The organism is Clostridium sp. 19966 (genome assembly GCF_032335695.1).
In the GTDB taxonomy this organism is placed as follows: Bacteria; Bacillota; Clostridia; order Clostridiales; family Clostridiaceae; genus JACTOJ01.
Genome location: NZ_JACTOJ010000012.1, coordinates 39,567 through 64,880, shown reverse-complemented (window position 1 = coordinate 64,880; position 25,314 = coordinate 39,567). Strand labels below are relative to the sequence as shown.

Below are 25,314 nucleotides of genomic sequence, written 5' to 3'. Positions count from 1 at the left end.
TTATACCTCCTGAAAAAGTCTCAGTATATGCTGCTGTTATGATTAACTTAAATTTGATTATAACATATTTTACCCATAAAGCCATTATAATGTAATGAAAATTATATTTTACTAAGTTACATAAACCAGTTCAGTATTTTTTAGAAGGGTTTAAAATAAATTGCTAGAATATATCCTATAAATGACTTATGTAGTCACTGTCTCAATAAAATAAAAGTTAATGTATGGGGGAGATTCAAATGAGTTTATTTACGCCAAGTAAAAGGAATGAAGTAAAGAATGCCATCATAGATGAAGCTAAAAAAACAGAAGGCATTATAGCTATAATACTTGTGGGATCTGGAGCTATAGGCTTTACAGATGAGGTATCTGACTTAGATTTCAGCATAGTTGTAGATAGTAGTTATCCTATAAAGGAGGTTATGAAAAAAGTAAAAGAGTATATATGCAGTAAGTGGAAGTTGCTGGACAATATGGAGAACGAAAAAAGAGGATTACAGGTATACATGCTGGATAATTATCTAGAAGTTGATATAGGGTATATGACCTTTGAAAAAATTTCTGCAGTAAGAGAAAGATGGCTTGTTGTATATGATACTAGCAATAAAGTAGATGATATTATGAAGCAAAGCTGGGAGGTTAATAAAAATAATCATGGGAAAAAAGAAACAGTTAATCTTCAGCAGGTATATTCTGAAGCAGCTGAAGATATATGGCATTTTCTTATGCATGCTATCGTAGCAATTAAGAGAGAAAATTATTGGCGGGCAATAGGGGAAATGGATGTTGCAAGAAATAATTTAATTGAATTGCTTGGATACAAATATTCTTTGGAAACTAAAAGATTTAGAAATGTGGATAGGTTTCCTGAGGAAATTAAAGCTGTTTTGTGGAAAACCATACCTAAGGATTTTAGATTAGAAGCATTTAAAATCAGCATTTATTCATTGATAGATGCTATTTATGATGAAATAGAGGACTTTTTTAAAGGGAGCAGTAGTAAAATTAAAGTGACAAGAGAAGATGTTAAAGAATATTATTATGATGTTATAAAAGAGTAGTGGATTTTGAATTTATGAATATAAAGGTATAAAGTGCTGCATAAGCAGCAAGAAGTATATTAAAATACAACTTGCTGCTCTAAAGTATTTGATTTAGTCCAACTCATTGAGAAATTTACGAAAAATACTCTCATTTTCCTGTAAAATTCCGAAGAAGTCTTCATCCACTTTCTCAATAATCGGAAGAGCAGACTTTACCATTTCATGTCCCTTCGGCAGCAGAATCACTGTATTAGCTCTGCTATCGTTAGGATTTGTAGTTCTCTTTATGAATTCATTCTTTTCCAGTCCTCTAATGATTTGTGATACTGACATTACATCCATATCTGCCATTTTGGCGATACTTGCTTGAGTGATATTATCCTCAGACTGGCTGAGAAAGTTTAAAGTGGTAAGAACTACAAATTGAGGATGAGTAATTCCAAGTTTCCTAAGCTCTTGAGAAATAATTGTGTGCCATTTATTATAAACTCGAATAAAAAGAAGACCTGTAGAGGCTTCTGCGTCATCTTTAAAACGAGTAGATGGAAAGTCCAATTATTATTCAACCTCCTTCTTTATTTTCATAACTGCTGCTGGAACATCTGAAAATACACCGCTAAGAAAATTTAAGTCTTCCTCTGAAGGATTTTCCTTAGCTAGTCTTACAGTATGTTCAATAAAAGTTTTTCCATTCTCCTCTAAAATATCATGTCCAAAATAAAGACTTCCCATTTCAGGCACATCAGTTCTATCCCAATAAGAAGCATTTGGAATAATGTTAACTAGTGTAAAATTCATTTCCGGCATTTCTTTTAATTTCATTGTTCCAGTAGTTCCTGTTTTTAGTTCCCCGTTAAAGGTTATATTTTCTAAATCTTCCTCCCAAATATGACGCTTTGAAGCATCTGCATAATAAGACCAAATGCTTTCTTTTGAAGCCCTTACTTCTGCTTTAAATTTTAACTCCATTTTAATTCCTCCTTTTATGAATGTATTTATTATATATATACTTATTATAAGTATACTTATAATATAATTTTTATAATATGTCAAGGATTAATTTTCTGTATTTAAGTTTTACTCTTATACAAGGAGTAAAATATATCAATACAATCCAAAAATTGCTTAAAATATGATACAATATTTTAATAAGCGAATCGTAAGCGAGGAATTTGAGAATGGAGCTAATTTATAAAAGAAGAAGTATAAGAAGATATTTGGACAAGAAGCTTGAAAGAGATACTATTATGACTTTATTGAAAGCTGCTACAGCGGCACCAACTGCGGCAAACTGCCAGCCCTGGGAGTTCATAGTGGTGGATGATGAGAGCAAGCTTTCGGAAATAAGAGAAAAATTTAAATTTGCCAGGTATAATGCTCCTGCTGCAATTATAGTGTGTGGAAATATGAAATTAGCCTTTAAGGGGGCGGTACAAGAAATGTGGATACAGGATTGCAGTGCAGCAACAGAAAATATATTGATTGCAGCTGCAAATATGGGACTGGGTTCCGTATGGATAGGGGTATACCCAATTGAAAGCAATATAAAACCATTGAAAAAAATATTAAATATTCCTGAGCATGTTACCCCTTTAAATATTATATATGTGGGTTATCCTGCAGAAGAAAAGGAAGCTAGAAGCAGATTAGATGAAAAAAGAGTATATTGGCAGGAATACGAGCCTAGCCGAAAGCATAGAACAAAGGATAAGCCTGTTATAGGACATTATTAAGTAAGGCTATGATTTAAATCGGTGTAAAAATCAATACTGCTTTAAAATAGAATTTCCAAGATTGAGGAAGGAAAAAGATGAAGGATAAATTTTTATGTGTCATGGCACAGTACGACAAAGAAACGAATTTGAAATTGAAAGCTATAGAAAAAATTTTAATAGATAATAGCTTTGAAGGAAAGCAAACTCCCAATTTGCCTCATCATATAACATTGGGAAGCTTTGATTTATCTAGGGAAGAGGAATTAAGAGAAAAGCTAAGCTGGGTATCAGAAAATTTTAAGGGTTTTGATATAAAATTGAACAATATTGGATTATTCGGATTAGATGTGCTATTCATAGCACCAGCAGTAAACCAGGAGCTATTAAATCTGCAGCAGCATTTTAATAACGATTATGCAGATGGATTTGGGTGGACAGCCCATACAACCATACTGATGGATGAACCTCAAACAATTCAAAAGGCTCTGCCTTACGTAGCTGAAAATTTCAAGAGCTTTACTGGGAGAATAGAAGCTATTAGCTTATATGAATTTTGGCCTACCAGATTTATTTTAAAGAAAAAGCTGCAAGGATGAGATTATTTTATTAGAGGTGATAATTAATGATGAAAGAAGATATATGGAAAATTTCCATGGAACAATCAGCAATAGATTTGAATTGTACCGTAGATGATTTTGCAAATAGTGGGAATACAGTGGTGATATCTAAGTTAAAGGAGGGAAGAAAAAAATGCTATAAAAAGCCATTGTTTTGTGACTTCGTATATTATGGAAATGGACTAGTTGCCTCTGTGGATGAAAGAATAAAAGATTATATAGAAGGCTTTATAGGCAGACATTCTGGATTTAGATGCTTTGATATGCCTCAGCTCAATGTATTAAATAGAGAGTTCGAAAAGTATGGCAAATGTGTTTGCTTCATTGCAGAGTACTTTCTTCCCGATTTAAATAAACAGGTTTTCACGAATGATAATATTGAAGTTAAGGTGCTTTCAGAGTGTGAGGTAGCATCACTTTATGGAGATGCAAGATTTCATATGGCATTAGGATATAACCAAGCTGAGGATAAAAAAGATGTGCTTGCAGTGGTAGGATACATAGAGGGGAAAATAGCTGGTGTGGCAGGTGCAAGCAACGATTCCGATACAATGTGGCAGATTGGTGTTGATGTTTTACCAGAGTATAGAGAATTAGGAGTAGCTTCAAAAATTACAAAGGTTTTGACAGATGAAATAATTAAATATGGGAAAGTACCCTTCTACTGCACTGCTTGGTCTAACATTGCTTCCAAAGCTAACGCAGCTAAGTGCGGCTATAAAACTGCTTGGGTGGAAATGACTGCAATTGATATAGAAGATGCTATGAAAATGATAGGTGAGAAGTATAGTTAGCAGTGGAAATTAAGAAATGAAGATGATTTAGGAGGAAAAGCATTAATTATGAGTGTAAAGATGATTCATCACGTATGTATACAAACTGAAAAATATAGCGAATCACTTGAATTCTATACTAAAATTTTAGGCTTCGAGCTAGTTTCGGAAACAACGAATTTTCATAAACGTGATTACAACACATGGTTAAAATTAGGAAGTTTTATGATTGAGCTGCAGACTAGCAAAAAGGGAGAAAAACTGAACAATTGGAGTTCATCAAATGAAGGAATAGTGCATATGTGTTTCCTAGTAGACAATGTTCAAGAGGAATTCGATAGGATAATAAAATTAGGCTACAAAAGCTTTAAGATTAAAAGTGGAGAAATAATATATAAAGTTGAAGATGGATATTTGTTTAAAATAAAAGCACCGGAAGGTACAGAAATTGAAATAAGAGACTTATTGATATAAAACTTCCTTTGGTGGCTAAGGCTATGTTTTAAATGTTGATATTATCGTTTGAGTTCCTTTACAAAAACGTCTTTATCAACATTCTTTTAAAACATAGCTTTTTTTATAAATTAAGCCTTTTTCTTACTGGAAGCCAAATTTCGCTGACATAATCAGCTTTGCTGTTATCTCCATTGGTGTAGTATTCAAAATCAAGAGTTTGGGCAGGCTCGTAGTCAGATTGAGGGAAGAATTCACTATATATTCTTTTCCACATTGTTTGAATAGCATCAGGCATTGGTCCAATGCATTTAAAAACTGCCCAAGTAGACTCAGGTATTTCAATAAAGGTGTATCCAGCGGGGATAGCGGTTTCAGCAGTTTCTATTCCAATAGCATAATTAAAATGCTCGATATTGCTATCATCGCTGTTATCACAGATTCCAAGCAAGCCCTCACCAACAACTAAATTATTTTTCTTTCCTAGCTTCAGAAGATTTTCTAAGGAACCGTCGGTTAAAACTTCCGTCCAGAAGCTTGGAATTTCTTTTTGACCAATAGTTTCTTCATTAGAAACACTTTTAGCTTTTGCAGCTACCTTAAAGGCTGCTTTCTTTTCAATTTTATAGTCCATAATTTCTCCGCCTTCCATAATAATTTTAAGCAACAGGGGACTGAAGGATTTTAAATTTGCTCCCGGCTCTCGAGCTGCCGAGGGTGTTATACCATGAAATCTAGTAAAAGCTTTTGCAAAGCTTTCAGGACTTTCATAGCCATATTTTAAAGCTATATCAATGATTTTGGTTTTAGACATGGATAATTCTATTGCAGCTAACGATAATCTCCTGTTTCTTATATATTCACCTACTGTAATTCCAGTAAGCAAGCTAAAGGTTCTCTGAAAATGAAAATTGGAGGAATAGGCACACTTTGCTACTTCTTCGAAATCAATTTCCTTTAAAATATTTGTTTCCATATAGTTAATGGCTTTTTGAAGTCCCTTCATCCAATCCATATTTCACCCTCCTGTCATAACAATCTTATAATAAAGACAGATAATATTCCTGTTTTTCTATGCTCACATTTGTCCTATTATAGCATAGAAAAGAAAATTTTCGTTAATTAAATATTAACAAAAAAATTAATATATATTTATTTTGTTAAGCAGGATTTTTTACTTTATTACAGAATAAGTTATTAATGAAAAGTTTGTCTTAAAATACATATTGTGGTTGAATGTTGCGATTACAACACTAGTACTTCATAAGTATTAGCGAAAGCTGCTTTTCTTAATAGTAATTATAGGATGGTGAACAATAAGTGAAAAAATGTTTAGCTGAAGAAATAATTTTAGGTTATACTCTTCAAAACAACCATGACATAAGCTTTTCTAAAGGGTTCTTACAATTTTCCATCAATCCATTAACTATAAGCAAAATAAAAGCATATGTGGAACAAGATAAGAGTTCAGTAAATGCTTTTATGGCTACTGTGTTTAATATTTTATTAGCTAGATATACTGGAGAAGAAGAAATTATTATTGAAAATTTAATCAATCTTGATGGAAATAATAATTATGCTTATTCCATTATAAAAAATAATGTAATGGATACAGAAACCTTTAAGAGCACGCTTTTTAATTCACATAATAAACTTAGCAAAATTCCTGACGAGTTTAATAACCAGGATAATTATCATAATCTTATTTTTGATACTGTCACTATGCCAAATGAGAATATTAATTTAGAGAATTTTAAGTTTGGAATATGGATAAAATTTAATGAAACTTCTAATGGACAAATAAATGCTGTAATAGAATTTAATGAAAGCCTTTATGAAAAAATTGAAATTGAAAAATTTGCAAGCCATTTCTTAAAAATATTGGATGAAGTCTCCGAATTTCCTGAAATAAAGCTTTCTCAAATAGATCTGCTTTCTGAAGAAGAAACAAGACAAATATTAATAGAATTCAATGCTACAAACACCGAATATGCCAAGGATAAAACTGCATATGAGCTATTTGAAAAACAAGTGGAACTCACTCCGGACCATGTTGCAGTGGTATATAAGGATGATAAATTAACCTATAGGGAATTAAATGAAAAAGCAAACCAATTGGCAAGGTCCCTATTATCTGAAGGAGTTACTCCAGACAGCATAGTAGGTATAATGACAACTGCCTCTTTGGAAATGATCATCGGGATAATGGCAATACTAAAATCAGGAGCAGCCTATCTTCCCATAGATCCGGAATATCCAAATGATAGGGTAGAATATATGCTGGAAGATAGCCACACAAATATATTGTTAACACAGGATCGATTTGCAGATAGACTCAATTTTTCTGGAACAATATTAAATCTAGAAAATGACAGTCTATATGACGGCGAAAAAAACAATTTAGGCAGAACAAATCAACCCAATAATCTAGCTTATATAATATATACTTCCGGTTCTACTGGAAAGCCTAAAGGTGTTATGATTGAACACAGTTCCCTTATTAATTCAAGCCAATGGCATATTAAATTCTATGATGTCACTGATAAGGATAGAGGAACTAAATATGCGGGCTTTGGTTTTGATGCATCTGTACTTGAAATATTTCCATATCTTTTAAGTGGTGCCGCCATACATATAATCAGTGAAGCTATTAGACTTGATATTGCAAAACTTAATGATTACTTTGAAGAAAATAATATAACCATAAGTTTTTTGCCTACTCAAATTTGTGAAGAATTTATGAGATTAAATAATACTTCTTTAAAAAGGGTATTCACTGGCGGAGATAAGCTGCATACTTTTATAGAGAATAATTATGAAATAGTAAACAATTATGGACCAACAGAAAATACGGTTGTAACAACAGCTTTTAAGGTTGATAAAAGCTATAACAATATTCCAATTGGAAAGCCCATAGCTAACTCAAAAATATATATTATTAATGAAAGCAATAAACTTCAGCCTATAGGAGTAGCTGGCGAGCTATGTATAGCTGGGGATGGTCTGTCACGAGGGTATCTTAATAGGCCTGATCTAACAAAAGAAAAGTTTGTTTCAAATCCTTTTGAACCAGGTGAAAAGATGTATAAGTCCGGTGATCTAGCTAGATGGCTGCCTGACGGAAATATTGAGTTTATTGGAAGAATAGATCATCAAGTAAAAATAAGAGGCTACAGAATAGAGCTTGGAGAAATAGAAAATCAAATTCTAAAAAACAATAGAATCAAGGGCACGGTGGTTTTAGCCAAGGAAGATGCGCAAGGCAACAAATATCTTTGCGCCTATATAGCAGCTAAAGAAAAAATAGAGATTCAAGAGCTAAGAAAGGATCTTTCAAAAGTGCTGCCAGGCTATATGGTACCAGCATATTTTATTCAAATTGAAGCAATCCCTTTAACACCAAATGGAAAGATTGATAAAAAGGCACTTCCAGAGCCCCTTGGAGAAATAAGCACAGGAGTAGCTTACCAGGCACCAAGAAATGAAATAGAAGAAAAGCTTGCAAAAATATGGAATGAAGTGTTAGCAATAGAAAAAATAGGTATAGATGATGACTTCTTTACCTTAGGTGGACATTCCTTAAATGCAATGAGGATGACAGTCCTTATGCAAAAGGAATTAGGGGTACAAATATCTGTATCTGAAATATTTTCTCAGCCTACCATAAGAAAAATAGCTGAAACCATACCTAAAATAAACGGAGGTTTATATCCTTCTATAGAAGTGGCAAAGGAAAAAGAATATTACAAGGTTTCCTCAGCTCAAAAAAGAATGTTTGCGTTAAATCAATTGGGCAGGCAGAAAACAAATTATAATAACCTAACCGTAAAACTGCTTGAAGGTAAGCTGGAAAAGTCAAAAGTAGAAGAAGCCTTTAAAACACTCATAGAGAGGCAAGGAGTCTTTAGGACTTCTTTTGAGATAATTAATGGAGAGATAGTTCAACAAATTCATAAAACAATTGAGTTTAAGCTAGATTATGAAGAAAGTGATATAAAAACCAGAGAATTTATAAAGCAGGAAATGAAGAATTTTGTGAAGCCCTTTGACCTGTCAAAAGCTCCTCTTTTAAGGGCAAAATTAATAAAGCTAGATGAAGAAAAACATCTATTGATGTTTGATATACATCATATAATAACTGACGGAAGTTCTATGGATATTATCATGGAGGATTTTTCGAGAATTTATAATGGTGATGCATTAGAAGCTTTAAGAATACAGTACAAAGACTATTCTGAATTTGAAAACAGACTCATGGATTCTGAAGCTATGAAAAAGCACGGAGAATACTGGAAAAGCCTCTTTGACAATGAAATACCTGTATTAAATCTTCCCTTGGATTATACAAGACCAGTTTTTCAAAGTTTTGAAGGAAAGAGTATAAGCTTCAAGCTAAATAGGGCGTTAACAGAGAAGCTTAGAGAGGTTAGCAAGGCCAATGGGGCAACTATATATATGTTCCTTCTGTCATCTCTAAATATACTTTTAGCTAAGTATAGCGGACAAGAAGATATAATCATAGGTTCGGCAGCGGCAGGTAGATCTCATGCTGATTTGCAAGGAATAGTAGGTATGTTCATAAACACCTTGGCTATGAGAAATTATCCTAGAAGTAATAAAAATTTCAATGATTTTCTGCAGGAGGTAAAAGAGAATTCCTTAAAGGCTTATGAACATCAAGCTTATTCCTTTGATAAATTGGTGGAAGAGCTTAGCTTAGGGAAAGCTATAAACAGAAATCCATTATTTGATATCATGTTTGTCTTGCAGAATACGGAGCATAAAAAACTGCATATGGATGGAATAAGTATAAATGATTACAAATTTAAAGATGATGTATCTAAATTTGATATGACTTTTGAGGCAGAAGAAACTGATGGTGAAATAAAGTTTAATTTAGAGTACTGCACTAAGCTATTTAAAAGATCAACTATAGAAGGCCTTATACGGCATTTCAAAAATATATTAAATGAAATAATAGAAAATCCGCGCATTAAGCTTTCAGAAATAAATATGCTTTCAGAAGCTGAGAAAAAAGAGATACTAGTAGATTTTAATTCTACCAAGTCAGAATATCCTAGAGATAAAAGCATATGTGAGCTCTTTGAAGAGCAAGCTTACAAAGCACCGGATAGTATTGCAGCAGTTTGCGAAAGCGATAAGCTTACCTATAGAGAGCTGAATGAAAAGGCAAATCAGCTTGCAAACACTCTTAGGGTAGAAGGAGTAACTTCTGAATCTATAGTTGGAATAATTGCAGAGCGTTCTTTGAATATGCTTGTAGGTATAGTTGCAATATTAAAAGCAGGAGGAGCTTACCTTCCTATAGATCCAGACTATCCAAGCAATAGAATAAATTACATGCTGGAGGATAGCAAAGCAGACATTTTGCTTACGGAACAGGAGCTCTCCAGTGAAATTGATTTTAAAGGATGTTTAATCGATCTAAAGGATGCCGAAATTTACAGTCCAAATAAAGAAAACCTTGAGAATATAAGCAAAGCTGAAAATATAGCCTACGTAATTTATACTTCTGGAACCACAGGTAGACCAAAGGGTGTAGCTGTAATACAAAGGAATGTGGTGAGATTAGTTAAGAATACTAATTATATAGAGTTTAAAAGGGAGGATAAACTTCTTCAAACAGGTTCCATAACTTTTGATGCTTCAACCTTAGAAATATGGGGCTCTCTGCTAAACGGTATTGAACTGCACATAACCAGCAAAGATGTGATATTAAATGGTGAAAAATTAAAAGAATATCTATCATCGAATAAAATCACAATAATGTGGCTGACCTCTCCTCTATTTAATAAGCTTTGTGAAGAAGATCCTGAAATATTTAGAGAGCTAAGATGTTTATTAGCTGGGGGAGATGTCGTTTCAGCTAAAAACGTGAACCTAGTCAGGAAATACGCACCCCAGCTCACAGTAATAAATGGATACGGTCCTACTGAAAACACAACCTTCTCTACCTGTTATGTAATTAGTGAGAATCTAGATGAAAATAAGACTATACCTATAGGAAAACCAATAGCAAACTCTACGGCTTACATATTGGATAAGGATAATAATTTAGTGCCAACAGGAGTATACGGCGAATTATGCGTTGGTGGGGATGGATTAGCAAGAGAATATCTAAACAATAAGGAATTAACCGCTAAAAAATTTGTTGAGAATCCCTTTGAACAAGGGCAAAGAATGTATCGTACAGGAGATTTAGCAAGGTGGCTTCCTGACGGCAATATAGAGTTCTTAGGAAGAATAGATTATCAAGTGAAGATACGTGGTTTCAGAATCGAACTAGGAGAGATAGAAAAAGCCTTATTGAAATTGAAAGGAATAAAGGAAGCATTGGTAATTGACCGAGAAGAAGACGGTAATAAATACTTGTGTGCCTATATTGTATCAGCTGAAGATTATAGCATTAAAAAGCTTAGAGAAGAACTTAAGAATGCTTTGCCGGATTATATGATTCCGTCTTACTTTATTATTTTAGATGAAATGCCTTTAAATCAGAGTGGAAAAATAGACAGAAAGGCACTTCCCATACCTGATGGTAATATAGAAACAGGAGCGGAGTATATAGCTGCAAGAAATAAAATAGAAGAAATTTTAATAAATATCTGGAGCGAAATATTAGAAATAAACAAAATAGGGATAGATGATGATTTCTTTGCTCTTGGGGGGCACTCCTTAAAGGCTATTAAAATGGTAGCTATGATACAGAGAGAGCTTTCTGTGGAAATATCCGTTGGCGACATATTTAAAAACACTACAGTAAGAAGTTTAGGAGAGCATCTAGAGAAAATCAGAGAAAGTGTATATCACTCTATAGAAGCTGTAGAAGAAAAAGAATTCTACGAAGTATCCTCAGCTCAAAAAAGAATGTATGCCTTAAATCAGTTTTCAAAGGAGGAAATAAACTATAATATCCCGTCTGTGTTTATATTGGAAGGTAAGGTTGAAAAAGACAGGATACAGGAGAGCTTCAATAGGCTTATTGAAAGGCATGAAGCCTTCAGAACCTCCTTTGAATTAGTGAAGGATAAAATAATGCAGCGCATTCACAGGCATGTGGATTTTAAGATGGATTATGAGGAAGCTTATAATAGCTCTAATGAAGCAATAAATATTGAAATAGATAAGTTTGTAAGGCCATTTGATTTATCAAAGGCACCGCTTTTAAGGGTAAAACTTATAAGACTTGCAGAAGAAAAATATCTTTTAATGTTTGATATGCACCACATAATATCAGACGGAAGCTCAATGAGTATAGTCATGGATGAATTCACAAGATTGTTTAAGGGTGAAAATTTAAAAGAATTAAGAGTACAGTACAAGGATTATTCCGCTTGGGAAAATAAAATGCAAGAATCTCCTTTCATGAAAAAATATGAAGAATACTGGTTAAGTATTTTCAAGGATGAAATACCTGTATTAAATTTACCTACAGATTATCCAAGACCTAGCATTCAAAGCTTTGAAGGAGCAAGTATAGAATTTACCTTGGAAAAAGCCTTAACTGAAAAATTAAAGAAAATAAGCGCAGAAAATGGAGCTACTCTGTATATGACCTTGTTATCAGCTTATAATATATTGCTTTCAAAATATAGCGGACAAGATGATATAGTTGTAGGTTCTCCCATAGCAGGCAGATCGCATATTGATCTATATAACATAGTAGGAATGTTTATAAACACTCTTTCTATGAGAAATTATCCTAAGCCAGATAAAATATTTAATAAATTTCTTCAGGAGGTAAAGGAAAGTGCATTAAAGGCTTATGAAAATCAGAACTATCAGTTTGATAGACTGGTAGAAAAATTGGATATAAAAAGAGATCTAAGCAGAAATGCATTATTTGATACCATGTTTATACTTCAAAATACTGAAAACAAAGAGCTTCAGCTTGATAATATAACAATTAAAAAGTTTCCCTTTGAAAAAAGGATATCTAAATTTGATTTGACCTTAGCTGCTGAAGAAAAGGGTGATAAGCTGGAATTTGACTTAGAATACTGCACTAAATTATTTAAAAAACAAACCATGGAAAAATTCATTGAGCATTTTAAAAATATACTATATCAGATAATAAATAATCCTGAAATAACAATTTCTGATATAGATATGCTGTCAGAGGAAGAAAGACAGGAAATATTATTAGATTTCAATAATACGAGATTAGAATATGATGACAGCAGAACCATATGCCAAGTCTTTGAGGCCCAAGTTGAAAAGACTCCAGACAATATAGCTGTAGTATATGAAAATAAAAAATTAACCTACAGAGAATTGAATGAGAAAGCAAACCAATTAGCGAGAGTGCTAAGGAACAAAGGGGTAAAAGCTGATTCAATAGTTGGAATGCTTATGGAAAGATCTGTTTATATGCTGGTGGGAATAATGGGAATACTAAAAGCTGGCGGTGCTTATCTTCCAATAGCGCCAGAATACCCTGAGGAAAGAATAAAATATATGCTGGAAGACAGCAAAGCTCAGATATTACTCACACAGAAGCAACTACTGAATACCACAGCTTTTAATGGAACTCTGATAGATATAGAAGCTGAGGATTTATACATTCAAGATAAAGCTAATTTGCCAAAAGTAAACACTCCTGATAACTTAGCTTATGTAATCTATACTTCAGGATCCACAGGAAAACCAAAAGGAGTTTTAATACAGCATAGAAATGTAATTAATCTGGTAACAGCATTAGGAAAACTTATATATGATAAGTATTCTTCACCATTAAAAATAGCTTTAATCGCACAATATGTTTTTGATGCTTCCGTAAAACAAATATTTGCCAGCGTATTAAATGGTAACAGTCTATATATCATTCCAGAAGAATACAGAACTATAGGGGAAAAGCTCATAGAGTACTATATTAATAATTCCATAGATATTTCTGATGGAACTCCATCTCATATTAAACTTATGCTTAGTGATAATAAAGAGAATATAAAAGATATTCCTGTGCGTCATTTTGTAATCGGAGGAGAGGAATTAACTGTCAGCTTGGTAAAGGAATTTTATTCCTTTTTCAGTAAGGCAAAACCTAGCATAACGAATATATATGGTCCAACAGAGTGCTGCGTAGATTCCACAGGCTTTCTAGTAAATGAAAATAATATAGATAAGCTTACCGTCATTCCAATTGGCAAACCATTGGTAAACTATAAAGCTTATGTTTTAGGTAAAGCTAATAAGCTTCAGCCTATAGGAGTAGCTGGAGAACTGTGCATAGGAGGCAAGGGCTTAGCAAGAGGGTATCTCAACAGACCAGAGCTTACAGAGGAAAAATTCACAGCAAATCCTTTTGAATCAGGAGAGAGGATGTATAAGACAGGAGATTTAGTAAGATGGCTTCCCGATGGAAATATAGAATTTTTAGGACGTATAGATTATCAGGTAAAAATAAGAGGTTATCGTATTGAAATTGGTGAAATTGATGCTTTAATTAAGACTCATCCTTCTGTTAAAGATTCTATAGTAATAGTTAAGGAAGATATTGCAGGCGAAAAAAGATTAATAGCCTATGTGGTTCCTAAAATAGATGCTGAGGAAAAATACAGTGAAGGCAGCTTAAGAGAATACTTGAAGAAAAAGCTACCTAAATACATGCTTCCTGCTGTGTTTGTGCAAATTGAAAAAATGCCTTTAAATACTAATGGAAAGATTGATCGTTTCGCCCTTCCAGAACCAAGTACGCTGGAAAGAGATTTAGAGGAAGGCTTTGTGGCTCCGAGAAATAAAGAAGAAATTGAAATGGCAGAAATATGGAGTAAAATACTTGGCGTTGAGAAAATAGGTATCGACGATGACTTCTTTGATCTGGGGGGAGATTCCTTTAAAGCTATTAAGCTGGTAAGAAGTATCAGCAGCAGCCTTGGGGTAATGGAACTTTTCAAGAATTCAACCATACGAGAGCTGGCAGTTTATATGTCAAAGGACGGTTCAAGAGAAAGGACTATGCTCAATGAGCTTACAAAACCTGTTACTGAAAAAGATAAGATTGTATCGTTAATCTGTTTTCCTTATGGAGGTGGAAGTGCTATTTCTTTTCAACCGCTTGCGAATGCTCTTCCCCCAAATTATTCTCTCTATTCCGTGGAATTACCGGGACATGATTACAGTTGTCCTGATGAAGCTTTAGCTTCTATTGAGGAATGTGCAGAACGCTGCTTTCAGGAAATTAAGCAAAAGGTTACAGGCCCTATAGTCCTTTATGGACATTGTTTAGGATCAACCATGGCAGCCTTCCTTGCATATAAATTGGAGGCAGCCGGAATTAAGATTGATGGAGTCATTACCGCAGCTATGTTTCCTGCACCTCGTATTTCTAATAAGTTCTTTGATATTTGGGAGAAAATCTTTCCAAGTCAGCTTACGGACAAGGGAAATAGGGATATGTTAAAAACAATAGGTGGATTAACCAGTGATGTAAGCTCTGAGGAAACAGAATTTATCCTTAGGAACTTAAAGCATGATTCAAAAGAATGTACAAGATGGTACACAGAGGTTTATAAAAATAAAAATCAGAAAAAATTTAAGACACCTATAACTTGTATTATTGGTGAAAGTGATAGAGCTACAGAATTCTACCAGGAAAGATATAAAGAATGGGAGCATTTCAGTGATAATGTAGATTTAAAAACTATTAAGAACGCAGGACATTTTTTCTTTAAAAATCAAGCAAAAGAGTTAGGGGAAATAATTAAAGAAAAGGTTGAAGCTTGGCAATCTAAAACCTCAGAAGTAAGAGAGACAGAAAAAATTTATGAAAATAGTGAAGATACAAAGAGAATAAAAGTAGCACCAAGCATGAATTTGTTTTTGATTGTTGCAATTGTTCAGATAATCTCTGAAATAGGAACTATATTATCAACCTTTGGAACAAGCGTATGGGTATATAAACAGACCAATGTGTTATCTCAATTCGCTATGATGTTTCTTCTAAGTGTAATTCCTAACATTTTGGTGCTTCCTTTTTCAGGGGCTATTATAGATAAGATTGACAGAAGATTAGTTTTAATTGCCAGTGACATACTTTCAGCTGCCTGCTCTTTAGTTTTGCTTATATTGCTGTATACAAATCAGCTTCAGATTTGGCAGGTTTATATATTCACAATTGTATCTTCAGTGGCAATATGCTTCAGACAGCCAGCCTATATGGCAGCAATTACACAAATTGCTCCAAAGTTATATCTTACACAGGCAAACAGTGTTGCTCAATTTTCATCTGCTATAGGAGGTATACTTGCTCCAATTTGCGGAGGAATATTTATGGATTATATAGGCTTTAAGGGACTTGTAACTATAGATTTTGCAACCTTTTTAATATCAATAATAACTTTACTTTTATTAAGGTTTCCAGATGCTATGTTTACAAGATTAGAGGAACCTATTCTTAAACAGTTAATAGGAGGCTGGAAATTCATAGTCAAAAGAAAAAGTTTAGTTGGGATGGTACTGTTTTTTGTAATAGTTAACTTCTTAGTAGGAATTTTTGATGTTACAATTACACCGCTAATATTGTCTTTCTCTAATGCATCAGTGCTTGGAATAGTAAATTCTTTTTCAGGAATTGGCGTTTTAACCGGAGCTATAATTATGCTCATAACCGGCGGTACAAAAAAAAGAGCAAAAGGCATGGTGGGATTTGTGATTCCTATGGCATTTGCAATTATGATAGCAGCATTAAGACCTATGCCTGTTTTCGCAGCAGTTGCTCTTTGGGGATATTCATTCTCTCTTACCTTTGTAAATGTTCATTGGCAGTCCTTGATACAGGTTAAGGTTGGGTTAGAATTGCAAGGAAGAGTATTTGCTATTAATCAGATGATGGTTTCGTTGCTAAGACCACTTAGCTTCATTACTGCAGGTGCGCTAGCAGATAATGTGTTTTCGCAGTCCCTGAAGAATGATTCCTTTAGTTCACCAATATTTAATCTAGTTTTGGGAGTTGGATCGGGACGTTCCATGAGGCTCGTTGTATTAATAGCAGGAGCAATTCTTCTTGTATGGAGTGTAATAGGCGTCTTGTATAAGCCGCTCAGTGAAATGGATGACTTCCTTGAAGATGCTATTCCTGATGAAATCATCATCAAAGATAAGGATAAACTGCAGGAAATAGCAGATAAAAAAATAGAGACTAATTCATATGTTAAAGCCGAAGTAGCCTCAACTAAGGAAAAATAAGTTTTTCAAACTAAACTGATTTAAAACAGAACTTTATAAAAAATCGGTAATGCATTTAAGGCTTATTTGGCATTAATTTGTTGAATAAGCCTTAGCTTTATTTCATTATTTAAGTGAATAACTGAATCAAAATAGGCACTTGGAGGAGTTTATGGAATTATATATAGCACCAATCAGCGATATTGGAAATAAGCAGATACAGGAGATAAGTAAAAGCTTTGGCATAGAGAAAAAAAATATAATTGAAAAATATAAGAAAAAAGAGGACAAAATTAGGGCATTAATAGGTGAAATTATGCTGAGGTGCATCATATGTGATAAGCTGCAGCTTATGAATGAAGAAGTTGTTTTAAAAAAAGACGAATTTGGTAAGCCATATTTACAAGGATATCCACATTTTAAATTTAATATTTCTCATTCTGGAAAATATGTTGTATGTGCAATAAGCAAACAAAATGTGGGAATAGATATAGAAGAAATAACAGAACTAGATTATAAAAATATAGCAGACAGCTTCTTTACTGAAAAAGAAAGAAAATATATATATGAAAAAGAGTCGCTATTAAGGTTCTACGAAATATGGACATTAAAAGAGAGTTATATAAAGGCTGTTGGCAGAGGGCTTTCCATACCCTTAAACTCTTTCTCAATAGACATCTATGCTAATAAATATATAAAAACTATTAAACAATATGTTTTCAAGGTAATCGATATTAATGAAAAATACAAAATGGCTTTATGCTCATACGGAAATGATAGCATATATAAGAAAGTAATTTTAGATCAGTGGAGACTAATTTATAACTATTATAAATTAACTTCTTCACTAGAAGGATTTGATGGTCATTTATAGAATATATGATTAAATAAGTAATGGTAGAATTTTTATGGAAGAATGGATACGAAGTTTTTGGAGAGCTAGAAGATGTGCCTCCCAGGCATAAGCGATATTATATGAGAAAGCTCTTAAAATAGAGGTGGATTAATGAACATAAAGGATTATGAATATGTAAACATAGTAGAGGTAACGGGCAATATAGAAAAGGGTGTAGAGGAATTTCTTTTGAAAAACAATAAACCTAAAACCTTTCAGCATGTTAAGTCTGTTGCAAGTACAAATAGTAGAATAGCTGAAGCATATGGGCTGGATAAAAGAAGCTGTGTCCTGAGCGGATATTTGCATGATATTGCTGCGGTTATTCGACCCAATGATATGCTAAAGTACATGGAGGAAAATCATTTATTTGTGGATGAGGCAGAAAAGAAATATCCATTTATACTGCATCAAAGAATTTCAAGACTGTTGGCAAAGGAGTTTTTTAATATACAAGATGAAACAATATTGTCTGCTATAGAATGTCATTCTACCTTAAAGAGTAATCCCTCAGATTATGATATGGCACTTTTTATTGCAGATAAACTTTCTTGGGATCAAGAAGGAAAGCCTCCCTTTTATGATATAGTGAGGGAAGCATTATCTGTATCCTTAGAGAAAGCTTGTTTATCTTATATAAACTACGTTATGAATAATGGCATGATTTTGCAGCCACATTCATGGCTAGTAGAAGCAAGAAAGTATTTACAAAATTTTTGAAAATCATAAATTAAGAAAATAGAATTTCTCTATTGGTGAAATACATAAGTGTAGAGAATAAAAGAGTTGAATATAATATAATAAACAAAAACATACAGAGCTAGATATGTGAAAGTATGAAAAGGCTATTGAAATATTGGGGGAATTGAATTGGTTTTCGCTTCTATTTTTATAACTGTGATACTTCTTTTGCCTATGATAGGTTTACTTCTATATGGCATATTTTATCCAAGAGACGCTGCTATGATGGGAAAGAGATGGCAGTTTAAAAATCAGAATTTGGAGCCTAGTGAGGAGTATATTAAACATTGCAGGGTGATGTCCATTGTTGTATTAGTACTATTAATTGTTATTTCAATTTTTGCTTTTTTAAAATAGCGGAGTAAGCAGTAAGAGATAATTTAAAACACCGCTTAAATCTAAAATTATTATGGAAGGTATGGAAGGTATTGAATGCGATGAAGCTAAGAATAAGGAAAAGCTTCTTACTACTTTAACTGATAAATGGAATACACCTAATATGGTATGGAGATTTTATAATTTAAAAAGTATAAAGATGATAAGCATGAAAGAGGACACAAGTGAAACAGCTAAAATTGGGTATTTAAAATACGGAAGAGGAAGTATAAATGGGGCCACTGTATATAAAAATTTTATTTTTACCAAAAGAAAGGATGAAGCTGCATGTCAGAAACTATATTAACAATGCAATTATTGAAAGAGTTCTATGGAGTTTGCAGGCTGGATAAAGCTGAATCAATACCAGAGTGGGCTCAAAGGGGAAACTTCTTTTCTGTAACAAGAACCTCAGAGGAATTATCGATTGTCTGTGAAGAAGTAAATATCCCTAACGAGATAAAATGTGAAAAGGCTTGGAGAATATTAAAGGTTTTAGGGCCATTAGATTTTTCCTTAATAGGCATACTGTCTAAAATAAGCACGGTGCTTGCATATAAAGCTATAAGCATATTCGCAATATCTACCTACGATACTGATTACATACTGGTTAAAAATAAGGATATAAACAAGGCTGTTGAAGCACTAAAAGAAAAAGGATATGAAATAAGATTATAGTTAGTGGAGTAGCGGTTATGAAAAGAAATTCTTCTCTTACTTATGGATTTTTAATATTTTTGGCTGCAATACCAATGATACTTTATTTATGGTATATGTTTTATAATTCTGCTGATGCCAAAAAAGCAATTAGGGCAGACTGGACTAACGAATATCTAAATTCTATAGAAACTGATTTTTCATATCTTAAAAATACTGATATATATTACAAGCAGGGAACAATACATTTCGATTTTAAAATTGATAGCAATACATCTTTAGAGGATTGCAAAAAAATGTAAAATTCACTAGGGAGTTTATAATCAAAAAATCGGTATCAAAATCCTTTTTACCTAAAGAGCAGGAAGAGCAGATAAATGTTAGGGTTGAGTTTGCTTCCAATAAGAATACATATACCTTTGATTGTCCTTATTGGATTAATAACACCCCAAGTGAGTCTGATGAATTCATATCAAACAACTATAGATTTTGGTATTTATCAATTAATAATGGAGCGCAGACAGAAATAAAGTTTTCAGATTAGTATTACTAAAGAAAGCGGTGATAAGAAATGGACAATATAGCTTTGATTTGTGTAACTCATGATCCTTACGGAATGAATATTGAACTAGTGAAAAAATTAAATCTTGTTTTAAAAGAAATTTATAAAGACATATTTATAACCGTAAGCCAGGAAACCGATAAAAAGCTGATATATGAGCTTGAAAAGAAAGCTTTTAATATAAAGCTCATTCCTAAGGAAGGTGCAGCTCAGGCAAGGCGTGAAGTTATAAAGTTTGCACTTACCGGCTCCAATCAGTATTTTCATTATTGTGATTTTGATAGACTGCTGACTTGGGTTAACAGATATCAAGAGGAGCTTAAGAATACAGCCCATGAAATATTAAAACATGATTTTTTGATAATAGGGAGAACTGAGAGAGCCTTTAACACCCACCCTATGGAATGGATTGAAACAGAAAAGCTTACAAATAAAATTTTCTCCTTGGAATTTGGACAAGAAGCTGATGTAACTGCTGGTTCCTGGGGGTTTTCAAGAAGCAGCGGTGAATTAATTCTAGAGCATTCAAAGGCTAAAATGACAGATGCGGAGTGGCCCATGATAGTGCATAGAATAGGAAATAAGAAAGTTGACTATATAGCTGTTGAAGGCCTGGAATATAGGGAAGAAGTAAATGGGCATCCTAACCAAACAGATAGCGCTGAAAAGTGGTTTTCCAGAGTGAAGCTTTGCTACATAATCAGTGAATCTGCCATAAACACAGGTAAAACACCATTTTTAATTATCCCCGGCGGTAATTATAAGAAGAGCTTTGAAACATATGTACTTGCTTATAAAAATTCAGCAGAAGAGCATTATTTTAATATGTATAAAAGCGCATTAGAAAATTTTGATGAATATATAAAGTTTTTAGATGATTACTCAAATGGAATAAACTTAACTAATGGACAAGTGGCCACCTCCACCTTTTGGTTAATTCATAATAATGAAGTAGTTGGGGTAACTAGAGTTAGGCATGAAGAGGTAGAATGTGCTGGTCATATAGGCTATGATATAGCACCCTGCTATCGGAAAAAAGGGTATGGCAGCATTATCCTTAAATTAGCCTTGAAAGAAGCCTATAAATTAGGAATAAATAAGGCTATAGTGACTTGTGGGGTGGACAATATATCTTCAAAGAGAATCATTGAAAAGAATAATGGGCAATTATTAGGAACTGTTTTTGATGAAGAAGATAATGAAAACTTGTATAAATATAGTATAGACACCTCCAGCATAGAGCTATAAAAAGATACGAGGAGGCAGATATTAGCCTTAAAGATATCTTAATGTGATACTCCGCTTAAATTTAAGCCAACTACCCCTACAACAATAAAAATAATGGACAATATCTTAAGAAGGCTCACGCTTTCTTTAAAAAATATTATACCTATGGTAGAGATTATAACTATCCCTGCGGCTGACCATATAGCGTAGGCTACACTTACAGGAATCTTCTTTAAGGCTAGTGATAGCACACTAAAGCACAAAAGATAAGCTATAGCCATACCAATAGAGGGAAGAAGCTTTGTGAGTCCATTTGATAATTTCATCAGGGTAGTTCCTGTTATTTCAAAAAGAATGGCCATAATTAAATAAATCCACTGCATAAAAATTCTCCTTTATCATTTAAAAATTTGGTATTTATGAATGTTGTCTTATAATAATATTATTATTTTGTACAGGATTTGGCAAGTGTAGAATAAGTTAAAAGGGTCTGATAGAATAGAATTAATTGAATGATTGACTAAGCATGTATTATCAAAGAGGATAGTATAGAAATGCATGAAGAAAAATGATAGTATAAATTTACATTGATAACTAAAGAAATTTCTGAATAGGGGTAAATAAAAATGATAGGTACAGGAACCATGGTAAATGTTGCAGCAGTTATTATAGGCAGCTGCATAGGAATGCTGTTTAACAAGGGGATGAAACAGCGCTTTCAAGACACACTCATGCAGGCCCTGGGATTGTCTACAACATTTATTGGAGTAGCTGGAGTTTTGAAGGTGATGTTTGTTATAAATAAATCTTCTATTGAAACTACAGGCTCGATGATGATGATTGCGTCTATGGTTATAGGCTCCATTATTGGAGAAGCTATAAATATAGAGGAAAGAATTGAGGGACTTGGAGAGAAGCTTAAAAAAAGATTTAGCAGCGGGGAAGATTCAAAATTTGTAGAGGGCTTTGTTTCTGCTACACTGGTGATTTGTGTAGGAGCCATGGCAATAGTTGGTTCTCTGCAGGACGGGTTAACTGGAGATGCTTCAATGCTCTATACTAAATCTATATTGGATTTTACTATAGTTATAATTTTTGCTTCTGCCCTAGGCAAGGGCGTAATTTTTTCAGCTATTCCCTTGGGAATTCTGCAGGGAGGAATAACGCTATCTGCTCATATTATTGAGCCAATACTTACGCAGACAATGATTCAAAATATATCCTTTGTAGGTTCAGTACTTATTTTTGCAATAGGCATAAATCTATCTTTGGGCAAGAAGTTCAAGGTAGCAAACATGCTGCCGGCTTTGCTTATAGCAGTTATATACAGCTTATTCTTTAAATAAGCTGTAAGGTCTTAAATATGCGAAAGAAAAGGTGATTTTATGGATAAAAAACTTATTATAGGTCCTATATTGGTAGTTATATCCTTTATATTAGCGGCAGTCTTCAAGGGTCAGAATATATGGATATTAAAAACACTTATAACTGGGTTAGAACTCATAGGAATAGTTCTATGCGGGTACACCATTGGAAAAACAGTGGGAGAAGCAAGAAATAACAGAAACAGAAAGTAGCTATTTGAAATAAAGATCTGGGGTTATAACCATAATTAGATTGTCCTTATACTCACCTTCATGCAGCTCCCTTTTTTCAATTACAGTTAAAGGCTTAAATCCGCTTTTTTCATAGCATTTTATAGCCCTCACATTCCAGGTTTGAGGGTCTATAAATACGGCGTGGCCATGTTCATTTTGGAAGATATATTGCAGCAGAAGCTTGATTATTTCACTGCCAAGACCTTTATTCCAATAGCTGGTTTCGCCTATAAATAAATCCATGGCATAGGGGTTGGAGTATTTATCAATATCCACCTTTCCGCCTGTCTCATATTCCTCAGTATCAGTTTTATAATATTGAAGGTAGCCTATAGGCTTTCCTTCATATTCTATTATGCAAGGGGTCTGACCAATAGGCTCTACTATTTTGCGACGGAATTTTTTAATTGTCTTTTCTAAATCGAAAGAATTATTTCTTCCTTCATAATAAGTTAAAACTTCTGGATCAGAAAGCCATTTTGACATTAAAGTATAGTCCTCTAGGCAATCCTCCATTTTACGTATAGATATGCTTTGGCTTTTGCACATATAAAAAATATCATCTCCTTAAAAATTTCCATACATTAATCTGAAATAAGCTTATGATATTTTAGCCTATTACAGCCTGTGTAGGTTATCTCTATCCCCCACTAGTGGCGAATTTATAATTCTATATTTGCGGTTTGAGTTCCATATAGAAACCAACTTATTAAAATTCTTATCAGGTTCCAGCATTAATTCTGCTAATTTATCTACTTCTTTCAAATCATTTTCTGTTAATTCGTCAAATTTGCCATCTATATAGCAAGGCTGAAAGTTATATGAAATTTCATCGTTCATGATAGCGTGAAAATCATAAAAAATTTCTTTGATAGCTGCTCTTAGGGAGTTGGTACCTATTGCATCTGCATATACAAAACCTTCTCCTTCAACTTTTCCATTTCGAATATTTAACCAAGTATCAGCCGCCCAATCAAATCCATCCTTAGGAATATCGTATTGATTAAAATTTAATCCGCTTTCATTGAAAAATCCATCTGCATCAAAGGTAATCCATCTTTCTTCTTCTGCGTTCCAGTATTGATTAATCCAGTGATCACCACTTTTATTCTCAAAAAGATATGGTGCAAATCCTGCTCTTGAACGACATGGAATGCCTTTAGACTTTAAAATTGCAGACATCAACACAGAAACATATCTGCAGGTAACCACTAGCTTATCTTCCACAGCTCTTTGCAGCGTAAAGCCCTTATCATCCAATCTAAAAAGCTCTGCTGTCATTGCTGAGGCTGTTAATAAAACATCATCTTCACAACGCAATCTGTACCACGGATATCTTTCCATATCCCCATATATCATATTTTTATTGGCGCCTGTATTTCCCTGTCTTAAGGTAACACGATGAATAACCTGAGAACAAATTAATCTTCCCAATTCTGAAATGTCATCTGGCAATTTCTTGAAATGCTCCTTATATACTCCTGAATAGGTATAGGTACTTACTTGTCTATAATGGTCAAGAATCTCTTTCATCATTTCATTACTCCTTATATAATTCTATTTGACACTTTAATGCCAATTTCAGAATATCATGATGTTTAGAGTATTTCCTGTTCCTATATGCTTTGATTTGTCGGCGTATCAGTTTTTCATAGCTTTTACCGCATAATATGCAATTGCAATAAACATAATTAATATGAATAAAAACACAAAGATTATGCCGCTGTCTTTACCATACTTTGCAAGCTGAACTGATTGCCAGCATATATATGCAAACATAACAGTGCATAGGGCATTCAGATTTATCATAAGTGAGCGTGCATTTCTATATTGATACTCCGCATTTTCTTCTGTGATTTCCACGGGATAATTATATATATGAGGAAATTTAGATAATGCAATAAGTGACAAAAACATTATGATATTAATTATTGGAAGAATTATTAAGACGTATTTGCTGCCCCAGCCATTTACATTTCCCGTTGCATCTGCATGGGTAGGAACTTTGCTTGGCAAATTTCCTAAATTCATAAATACTAATAAGAAACTTGCTGCTAAAGCTATAAATGCTACAGAGGTAATAATTTTATCAAGCCATGAGTAATTTAATTTTAATACTGGTCTTTTATTATTCATTTATGAACATCCTTTCTTATTTAATAATTAAGACTCTTCCTGTTTTGATATTTCAATATTGCTATCTTTATTTATATAAAGCTGCAATTGACCCTTAGCATTTTTCCCTACTATCTTTAGTCGATAATCTCCTTTGGATAATTTTATTGCTTTTTTATCTTCCTTGCTTCCAGAAAATAAGACTTCAACATTCATGTTGGAATCTATAAGCACAACTTTAAATTCACCGGAGTTTAATTTATTAGTATACTGCAGCCAGTAATAAAGAGTGATAAGGATAAAGAGATTATTAAAGCAATAAAACTATTTTTTAATTTCATAAATTAATTCCTTCCA

24 protein-coding genes are annotated in these 25,314 nt (G+C 33.3%); 16 read left to right on the top strand and 8 right to left on the bottom strand.

Features of this window, described 5'->3' with window-relative positions:
- The first annotated feature begins 239 nt into the window (after positions 1-239).
- Positions 240-1,061 carry a nucleotidyltransferase domain-containing protein gene (locus tag IAI10_RS13490; RefSeq protein WP_315673805.1) on the top strand — a complete coding sequence of 274 codons (822 nt, stop codon included), beginning with the start codon at positions 240-242 and terminating at the stop codon, positions 1,059-1,061.
- 93 nt (positions 1,062-1,154) lie between these two features.
- Here the strand turns inward: IAI10_RS13490 and IAI10_RS13485 are convergent, their stop codons facing one another.
- Positions 1,155-1,598 carry a MarR family transcriptional regulator gene (locus IAI10_RS13485; protein ID WP_315673804.1) on the bottom strand — a complete coding sequence of 148 codons (444 nt, stop codon included), beginning with the start codon at positions 1,596-1,598 and terminating at the stop codon, positions 1,155-1,157.
- 3 nt (positions 1,599-1,601) lie between these two features.
- On the bottom strand, positions 1,602-2,012 hold the full coding sequence (locus IAI10_RS13480; RefSeq protein WP_315673803.1) for a polyketide cyclase: 411 nt from the start codon (positions 2,010-2,012) through the stop codon (positions 1,602-1,604).
- A 209-nt stretch (positions 2,013-2,221) separates the two neighbouring features.
- Between IAI10_RS13480 and IAI10_RS13475 the strand changes: the two genes are divergently transcribed.
- The 4 genes from IAI10_RS13475 (at position 2,222) to IAI10_RS13460 (ending at position 4,622) form a co-directional block, all read left to right on the top strand.
- A complete protein-coding gene (locus IAI10_RS13475; protein ID WP_315673802.1) occupies positions 2,222-2,776 on the top strand; it encodes a nitroreductase family protein in 555 nt (184 codons plus the stop codon).
- A 77-nt stretch (positions 2,777-2,853) separates the two neighbouring features.
- Positions 2,854-3,354, top strand: a complete 501-nt coding sequence (locus IAI10_RS13470) for a 2'-5' RNA ligase family protein (protein WP_315673801.1) — start codon at positions 2,854-2,856, stop codon at positions 3,352-3,354.
- A 26-nt stretch (positions 3,355-3,380) separates the two neighbouring features.
- Positions 3,381-4,169 carry a GNAT family N-acetyltransferase gene (locus IAI10_RS13465; RefSeq protein ID WP_315673800.1) on the top strand — a complete coding sequence of 263 codons (789 nt, stop codon included), beginning with the start codon at positions 3,381-3,383 and terminating at the stop codon, positions 4,167-4,169.
- Positions 4,170-4,217: 48 nt separating this feature from the next.
- Complete coding sequence (locus IAI10_RS13460; protein WP_315673799.1) at positions 4,218-4,622, top strand: VOC family protein; 405 nt, start codon at positions 4,218-4,220, stop codon at positions 4,620-4,622.
- A gap of 103 nt (positions 4,623-4,725) precedes the next feature.
- Here the strand turns inward: IAI10_RS13460 and IAI10_RS13455 are convergent, their stop codons facing one another.
- Entirely contained in the window at positions 4,726-5,616 is an 891-nt protein-coding gene (locus IAI10_RS13455) for an effector binding domain-containing protein (RefSeq protein WP_315673798.1), read from the bottom strand.
- A 305-nt stretch (positions 5,617-5,921) separates the two neighbouring features.
- Between IAI10_RS13455 and IAI10_RS13450 the strand changes: the two genes are divergently transcribed.
- From IAI10_RS13450 to IAI10_RS13410, 9 genes are all read left to right on the top strand, one after another.
- Complete coding sequence (locus IAI10_RS13450; RefSeq protein ID WP_315673797.1) at positions 5,922-16,808, top strand: non-ribosomal peptide synthetase; 10,887 nt, start codon at positions 5,922-5,924, stop codon at positions 16,806-16,808.
- A gap of 151 nt (positions 16,809-16,959) precedes the next feature.
- Positions 16,960-17,661 carry a 4'-phosphopantetheinyl transferase superfamily protein gene (locus IAI10_RS13445; RefSeq protein WP_315673796.1) on the top strand — a complete coding sequence of 234 codons (702 nt, stop codon included), beginning with the start codon at positions 16,960-16,962 and terminating at the stop codon, positions 17,659-17,661.
- Between the two features lie 132 nt (positions 17,662-17,793).
- Positions 17,794-18,402, top strand: coding sequence for a bis(5'-nucleosyl)-tetraphosphatase (symmetrical) YqeK (gene yqeK, locus IAI10_RS13440; protein WP_315673795.1), 609 nt, complete (start codon positions 17,794-17,796; stop codon positions 18,400-18,402).
- A gap of 150 nt (positions 18,403-18,552) precedes the next feature.
- Complete coding sequence (locus IAI10_RS13435) at positions 18,553-18,780, top strand: hypothetical protein (protein ID WP_315673794.1); 228 nt, start codon at positions 18,553-18,555, stop codon at positions 18,778-18,780.
- 61 nt (positions 18,781-18,841) lie between these two features.
- Positions 18,842-19,105: a DUF4829 domain-containing protein gene (locus IAI10_RS13430; protein ID WP_315673793.1), complete on the top strand. Its 264-nt coding sequence runs from the start codon at positions 18,842-18,844 to the stop codon at positions 19,103-19,105.
- Positions 19,087-19,476 carry an ACT domain-containing protein gene (locus IAI10_RS13425; protein WP_315673792.1) on the top strand — a complete coding sequence of 130 codons (390 nt, stop codon included), beginning with the start codon at positions 19,087-19,089 and terminating at the stop codon, positions 19,474-19,476. The genes IAI10_RS13430 and IAI10_RS13425 overlap by 19 nt, the downstream gene beginning before the upstream one ends.
- 17 nt (positions 19,477-19,493) lie before the next feature.
- Positions 19,494-19,757 (top strand): hypothetical protein, encoded by a 264-nt coding sequence (locus tag IAI10_RS13420; RefSeq protein ID WP_315673791.1) that lies wholly within the window; start codon positions 19,494-19,496, stop codon positions 19,755-19,757.
- The gene (locus IAI10_RS13415; RefSeq protein WP_315673790.1) at positions 19,742-19,999 is read left to right on the top strand and encodes a hypothetical protein; all 258 of its coding nucleotides are present in this window, start codon (positions 19,742-19,744) and stop codon (positions 19,997-19,999) included. Before IAI10_RS13420 ends, IAI10_RS13415 begins: the two co-directional genes overlap by 16 nt.
- 27 nt (positions 20,000-20,026) lie before the next feature.
- Positions 20,027-21,265, top strand: a complete 1,239-nt coding sequence (locus IAI10_RS13410; protein WP_315673789.1) for a GNAT family N-acetyltransferase — start codon at positions 20,027-20,029, stop codon at positions 21,263-21,265.
- 38 nt (positions 21,266-21,303) lie between these two features.
- Here the strand turns inward: IAI10_RS13410 and IAI10_RS13405 are convergent, their stop codons facing one another.
- Positions 21,304-21,627, bottom strand: a complete 324-nt coding sequence (locus tag IAI10_RS13405; protein WP_315673788.1) for a multidrug efflux SMR transporter — start codon at positions 21,625-21,627, stop codon at positions 21,304-21,306.
- A 243-nt stretch (positions 21,628-21,870) separates the two neighbouring features.
- On the opposite strand from IAI10_RS13405, the gene IAI10_RS13400 reads away from it, so the two are divergent.
- Positions 21,871-22,590 (top strand): DUF554 domain-containing protein, encoded by a 720-nt coding sequence (locus IAI10_RS13400; protein WP_315673787.1) that lies wholly within the window; start codon positions 21,871-21,873, stop codon positions 22,588-22,590.
- Between the two features lie 39 nt (positions 22,591-22,629).
- Positions 22,630-22,821 (top strand): hypothetical protein, encoded by a 192-nt coding sequence (locus IAI10_RS13395; RefSeq protein WP_315673786.1) that lies wholly within the window; start codon positions 22,630-22,632, stop codon positions 22,819-22,821.
- Here IAI10_RS13395 and IAI10_RS13390 read toward each other — a convergent pair whose 3' ends face one another.
- The 4 genes from IAI10_RS13390 to IAI10_RS13375 form a co-directional block, all read right to left on the bottom strand.
- The gene (locus tag IAI10_RS13390; RefSeq protein ID WP_315673785.1) at positions 22,822-23,391 is read right to left on the bottom strand and encodes a GNAT family N-acetyltransferase; all 570 of its coding nucleotides are present in this window, start codon (positions 23,389-23,391) and stop codon (positions 22,822-22,824) included.
- A gap of 69 nt (positions 23,392-23,460) precedes the next feature.
- The gene (locus tag IAI10_RS13385) at positions 23,461-24,378 is read right to left on the bottom strand and encodes a transglutaminase-like domain-containing protein (RefSeq protein WP_315673784.1); all 918 of its coding nucleotides are present in this window, start codon (positions 24,376-24,378) and stop codon (positions 23,461-23,463) included.
- A 105-nt stretch (positions 24,379-24,483) separates the two neighbouring features.
- Positions 24,484-24,978 carry a DUF1648 domain-containing protein gene (locus IAI10_RS13380; protein WP_315673783.1) on the bottom strand — a complete coding sequence of 165 codons (495 nt, stop codon included), beginning with the start codon at positions 24,976-24,978 and terminating at the stop codon, positions 24,484-24,486.
- A 27-nt stretch (positions 24,979-25,005) separates the two neighbouring features.
- The gene (locus IAI10_RS13375) at positions 25,006-25,191 is read right to left on the bottom strand and encodes a hypothetical protein (protein ID WP_315673782.1); all 186 of its coding nucleotides are present in this window, start codon (positions 25,189-25,191) and stop codon (positions 25,006-25,008) included.
- Positions 25,192-25,314 lie beyond the last annotated feature (123 nt).

What these genes read in the sequence shown, in the direction of transcription:
- IAI10_RS13380 (WP_315673783.1), bottom strand. Translation starts at nt 24,978, where the DNA reads ATGAATAATAAAAGACCAGTATTAAAATTAAATTACTCATGGCTTGAT.
- IAI10_RS13400 (WP_315673787.1), top strand. Translation starts at nt 21,871, where the DNA reads ATGATAGGTACAGGAACCATGGTAAATGTTGCAGCAGTTATTATAGGC.
- IAI10_RS13455 (WP_315673798.1), bottom strand. Translation starts at nt 5,616, where the DNA reads ATGGATTGGATGAAGGGACTTCAAAAAGCCATTAACTATATGGAAACA.
- IAI10_RS13430 (WP_315673793.1), top strand. Translation starts at nt 18,842, where the DNA reads ATGGAAGGTATTGAATGCGATGAAGCTAAGAATAAGGAAAAGCTTCTT.
- IAI10_RS13445 (WP_315673796.1), top strand. Translation starts at nt 16,960, where the DNA reads ATGGAATTATATATAGCACCAATCAGCGATATTGGAAATAAGCAGATA.
- yqeK (WP_315673795.1), top strand. Translation starts at nt 17,794, where the DNA reads ATGAACATAAAGGATTATGAATATGTAAACATAGTAGAGGTAACGGGC.
- IAI10_RS13390 (WP_315673785.1), bottom strand. Translation starts at nt 23,391, where the DNA reads ATGTGCAAAAGCCAAAGCATATCTATACGTAAAATGGAGGATTGCCTA.
- IAI10_RS13480 (WP_315673803.1), bottom strand. Translation starts at nt 2,012, where the DNA reads ATGGAGTTAAAATTTAAAGCAGAAGTAAGGGCTTCAAAAGAAAGCATT.
- IAI10_RS13410 (WP_315673789.1), top strand. Translation starts at nt 20,027, where the DNA reads ATGGACAATATAGCTTTGATTTGTGTAACTCATGATCCTTACGGAATG.
- IAI10_RS13385 (WP_315673784.1), bottom strand. Translation starts at nt 24,378, where the DNA reads ATGATGAAAGAGATTCTTGACCATTATAGACAAGTAAGTACCTATACC.
- IAI10_RS13470 (WP_315673801.1), top strand. Translation starts at nt 2,854, where the DNA reads ATGAAGGATAAATTTTTATGTGTCATGGCACAGTACGACAAAGAAACG.
- IAI10_RS13465 (WP_315673800.1), top strand. Translation starts at nt 3,381, where the DNA reads ATGATGAAAGAAGATATATGGAAAATTTCCATGGAACAATCAGCAATA.
- IAI10_RS13475 (WP_315673802.1), top strand. Translation starts at nt 2,222, where the DNA reads ATGGAGCTAATTTATAAAAGAAGAAGTATAAGAAGATATTTGGACAAG.
- IAI10_RS13405 (WP_315673788.1), bottom strand. Translation starts at nt 21,627, where the DNA reads ATGCAGTGGATTTATTTAATTATGGCCATTCTTTTTGAAATAACAGGA.
- IAI10_RS13425 (WP_315673792.1), top strand. Translation starts at nt 19,087, where the DNA reads ATGTCAGAAACTATATTAACAATGCAATTATTGAAAGAGTTCTATGGA.
- IAI10_RS13420 (WP_315673791.1), top strand. Translation starts at nt 19,494, where the DNA reads ATGAAAAGAAATTCTTCTCTTACTTATGGATTTTTAATATTTTTGGCT.
- IAI10_RS13490 (WP_315673805.1), top strand. Translation starts at nt 240, where the DNA reads ATGAGTTTATTTACGCCAAGTAAAAGGAATGAAGTAAAGAATGCCATC.
- IAI10_RS13460 (WP_315673799.1), top strand. Translation starts at nt 4,218, where the DNA reads ATGAGTGTAAAGATGATTCATCACGTATGTATACAAACTGAAAAATAT.
- IAI10_RS13395 (WP_315673786.1), top strand. Translation starts at nt 22,630, where the DNA reads ATGGATAAAAAACTTATTATAGGTCCTATATTGGTAGTTATATCCTTT.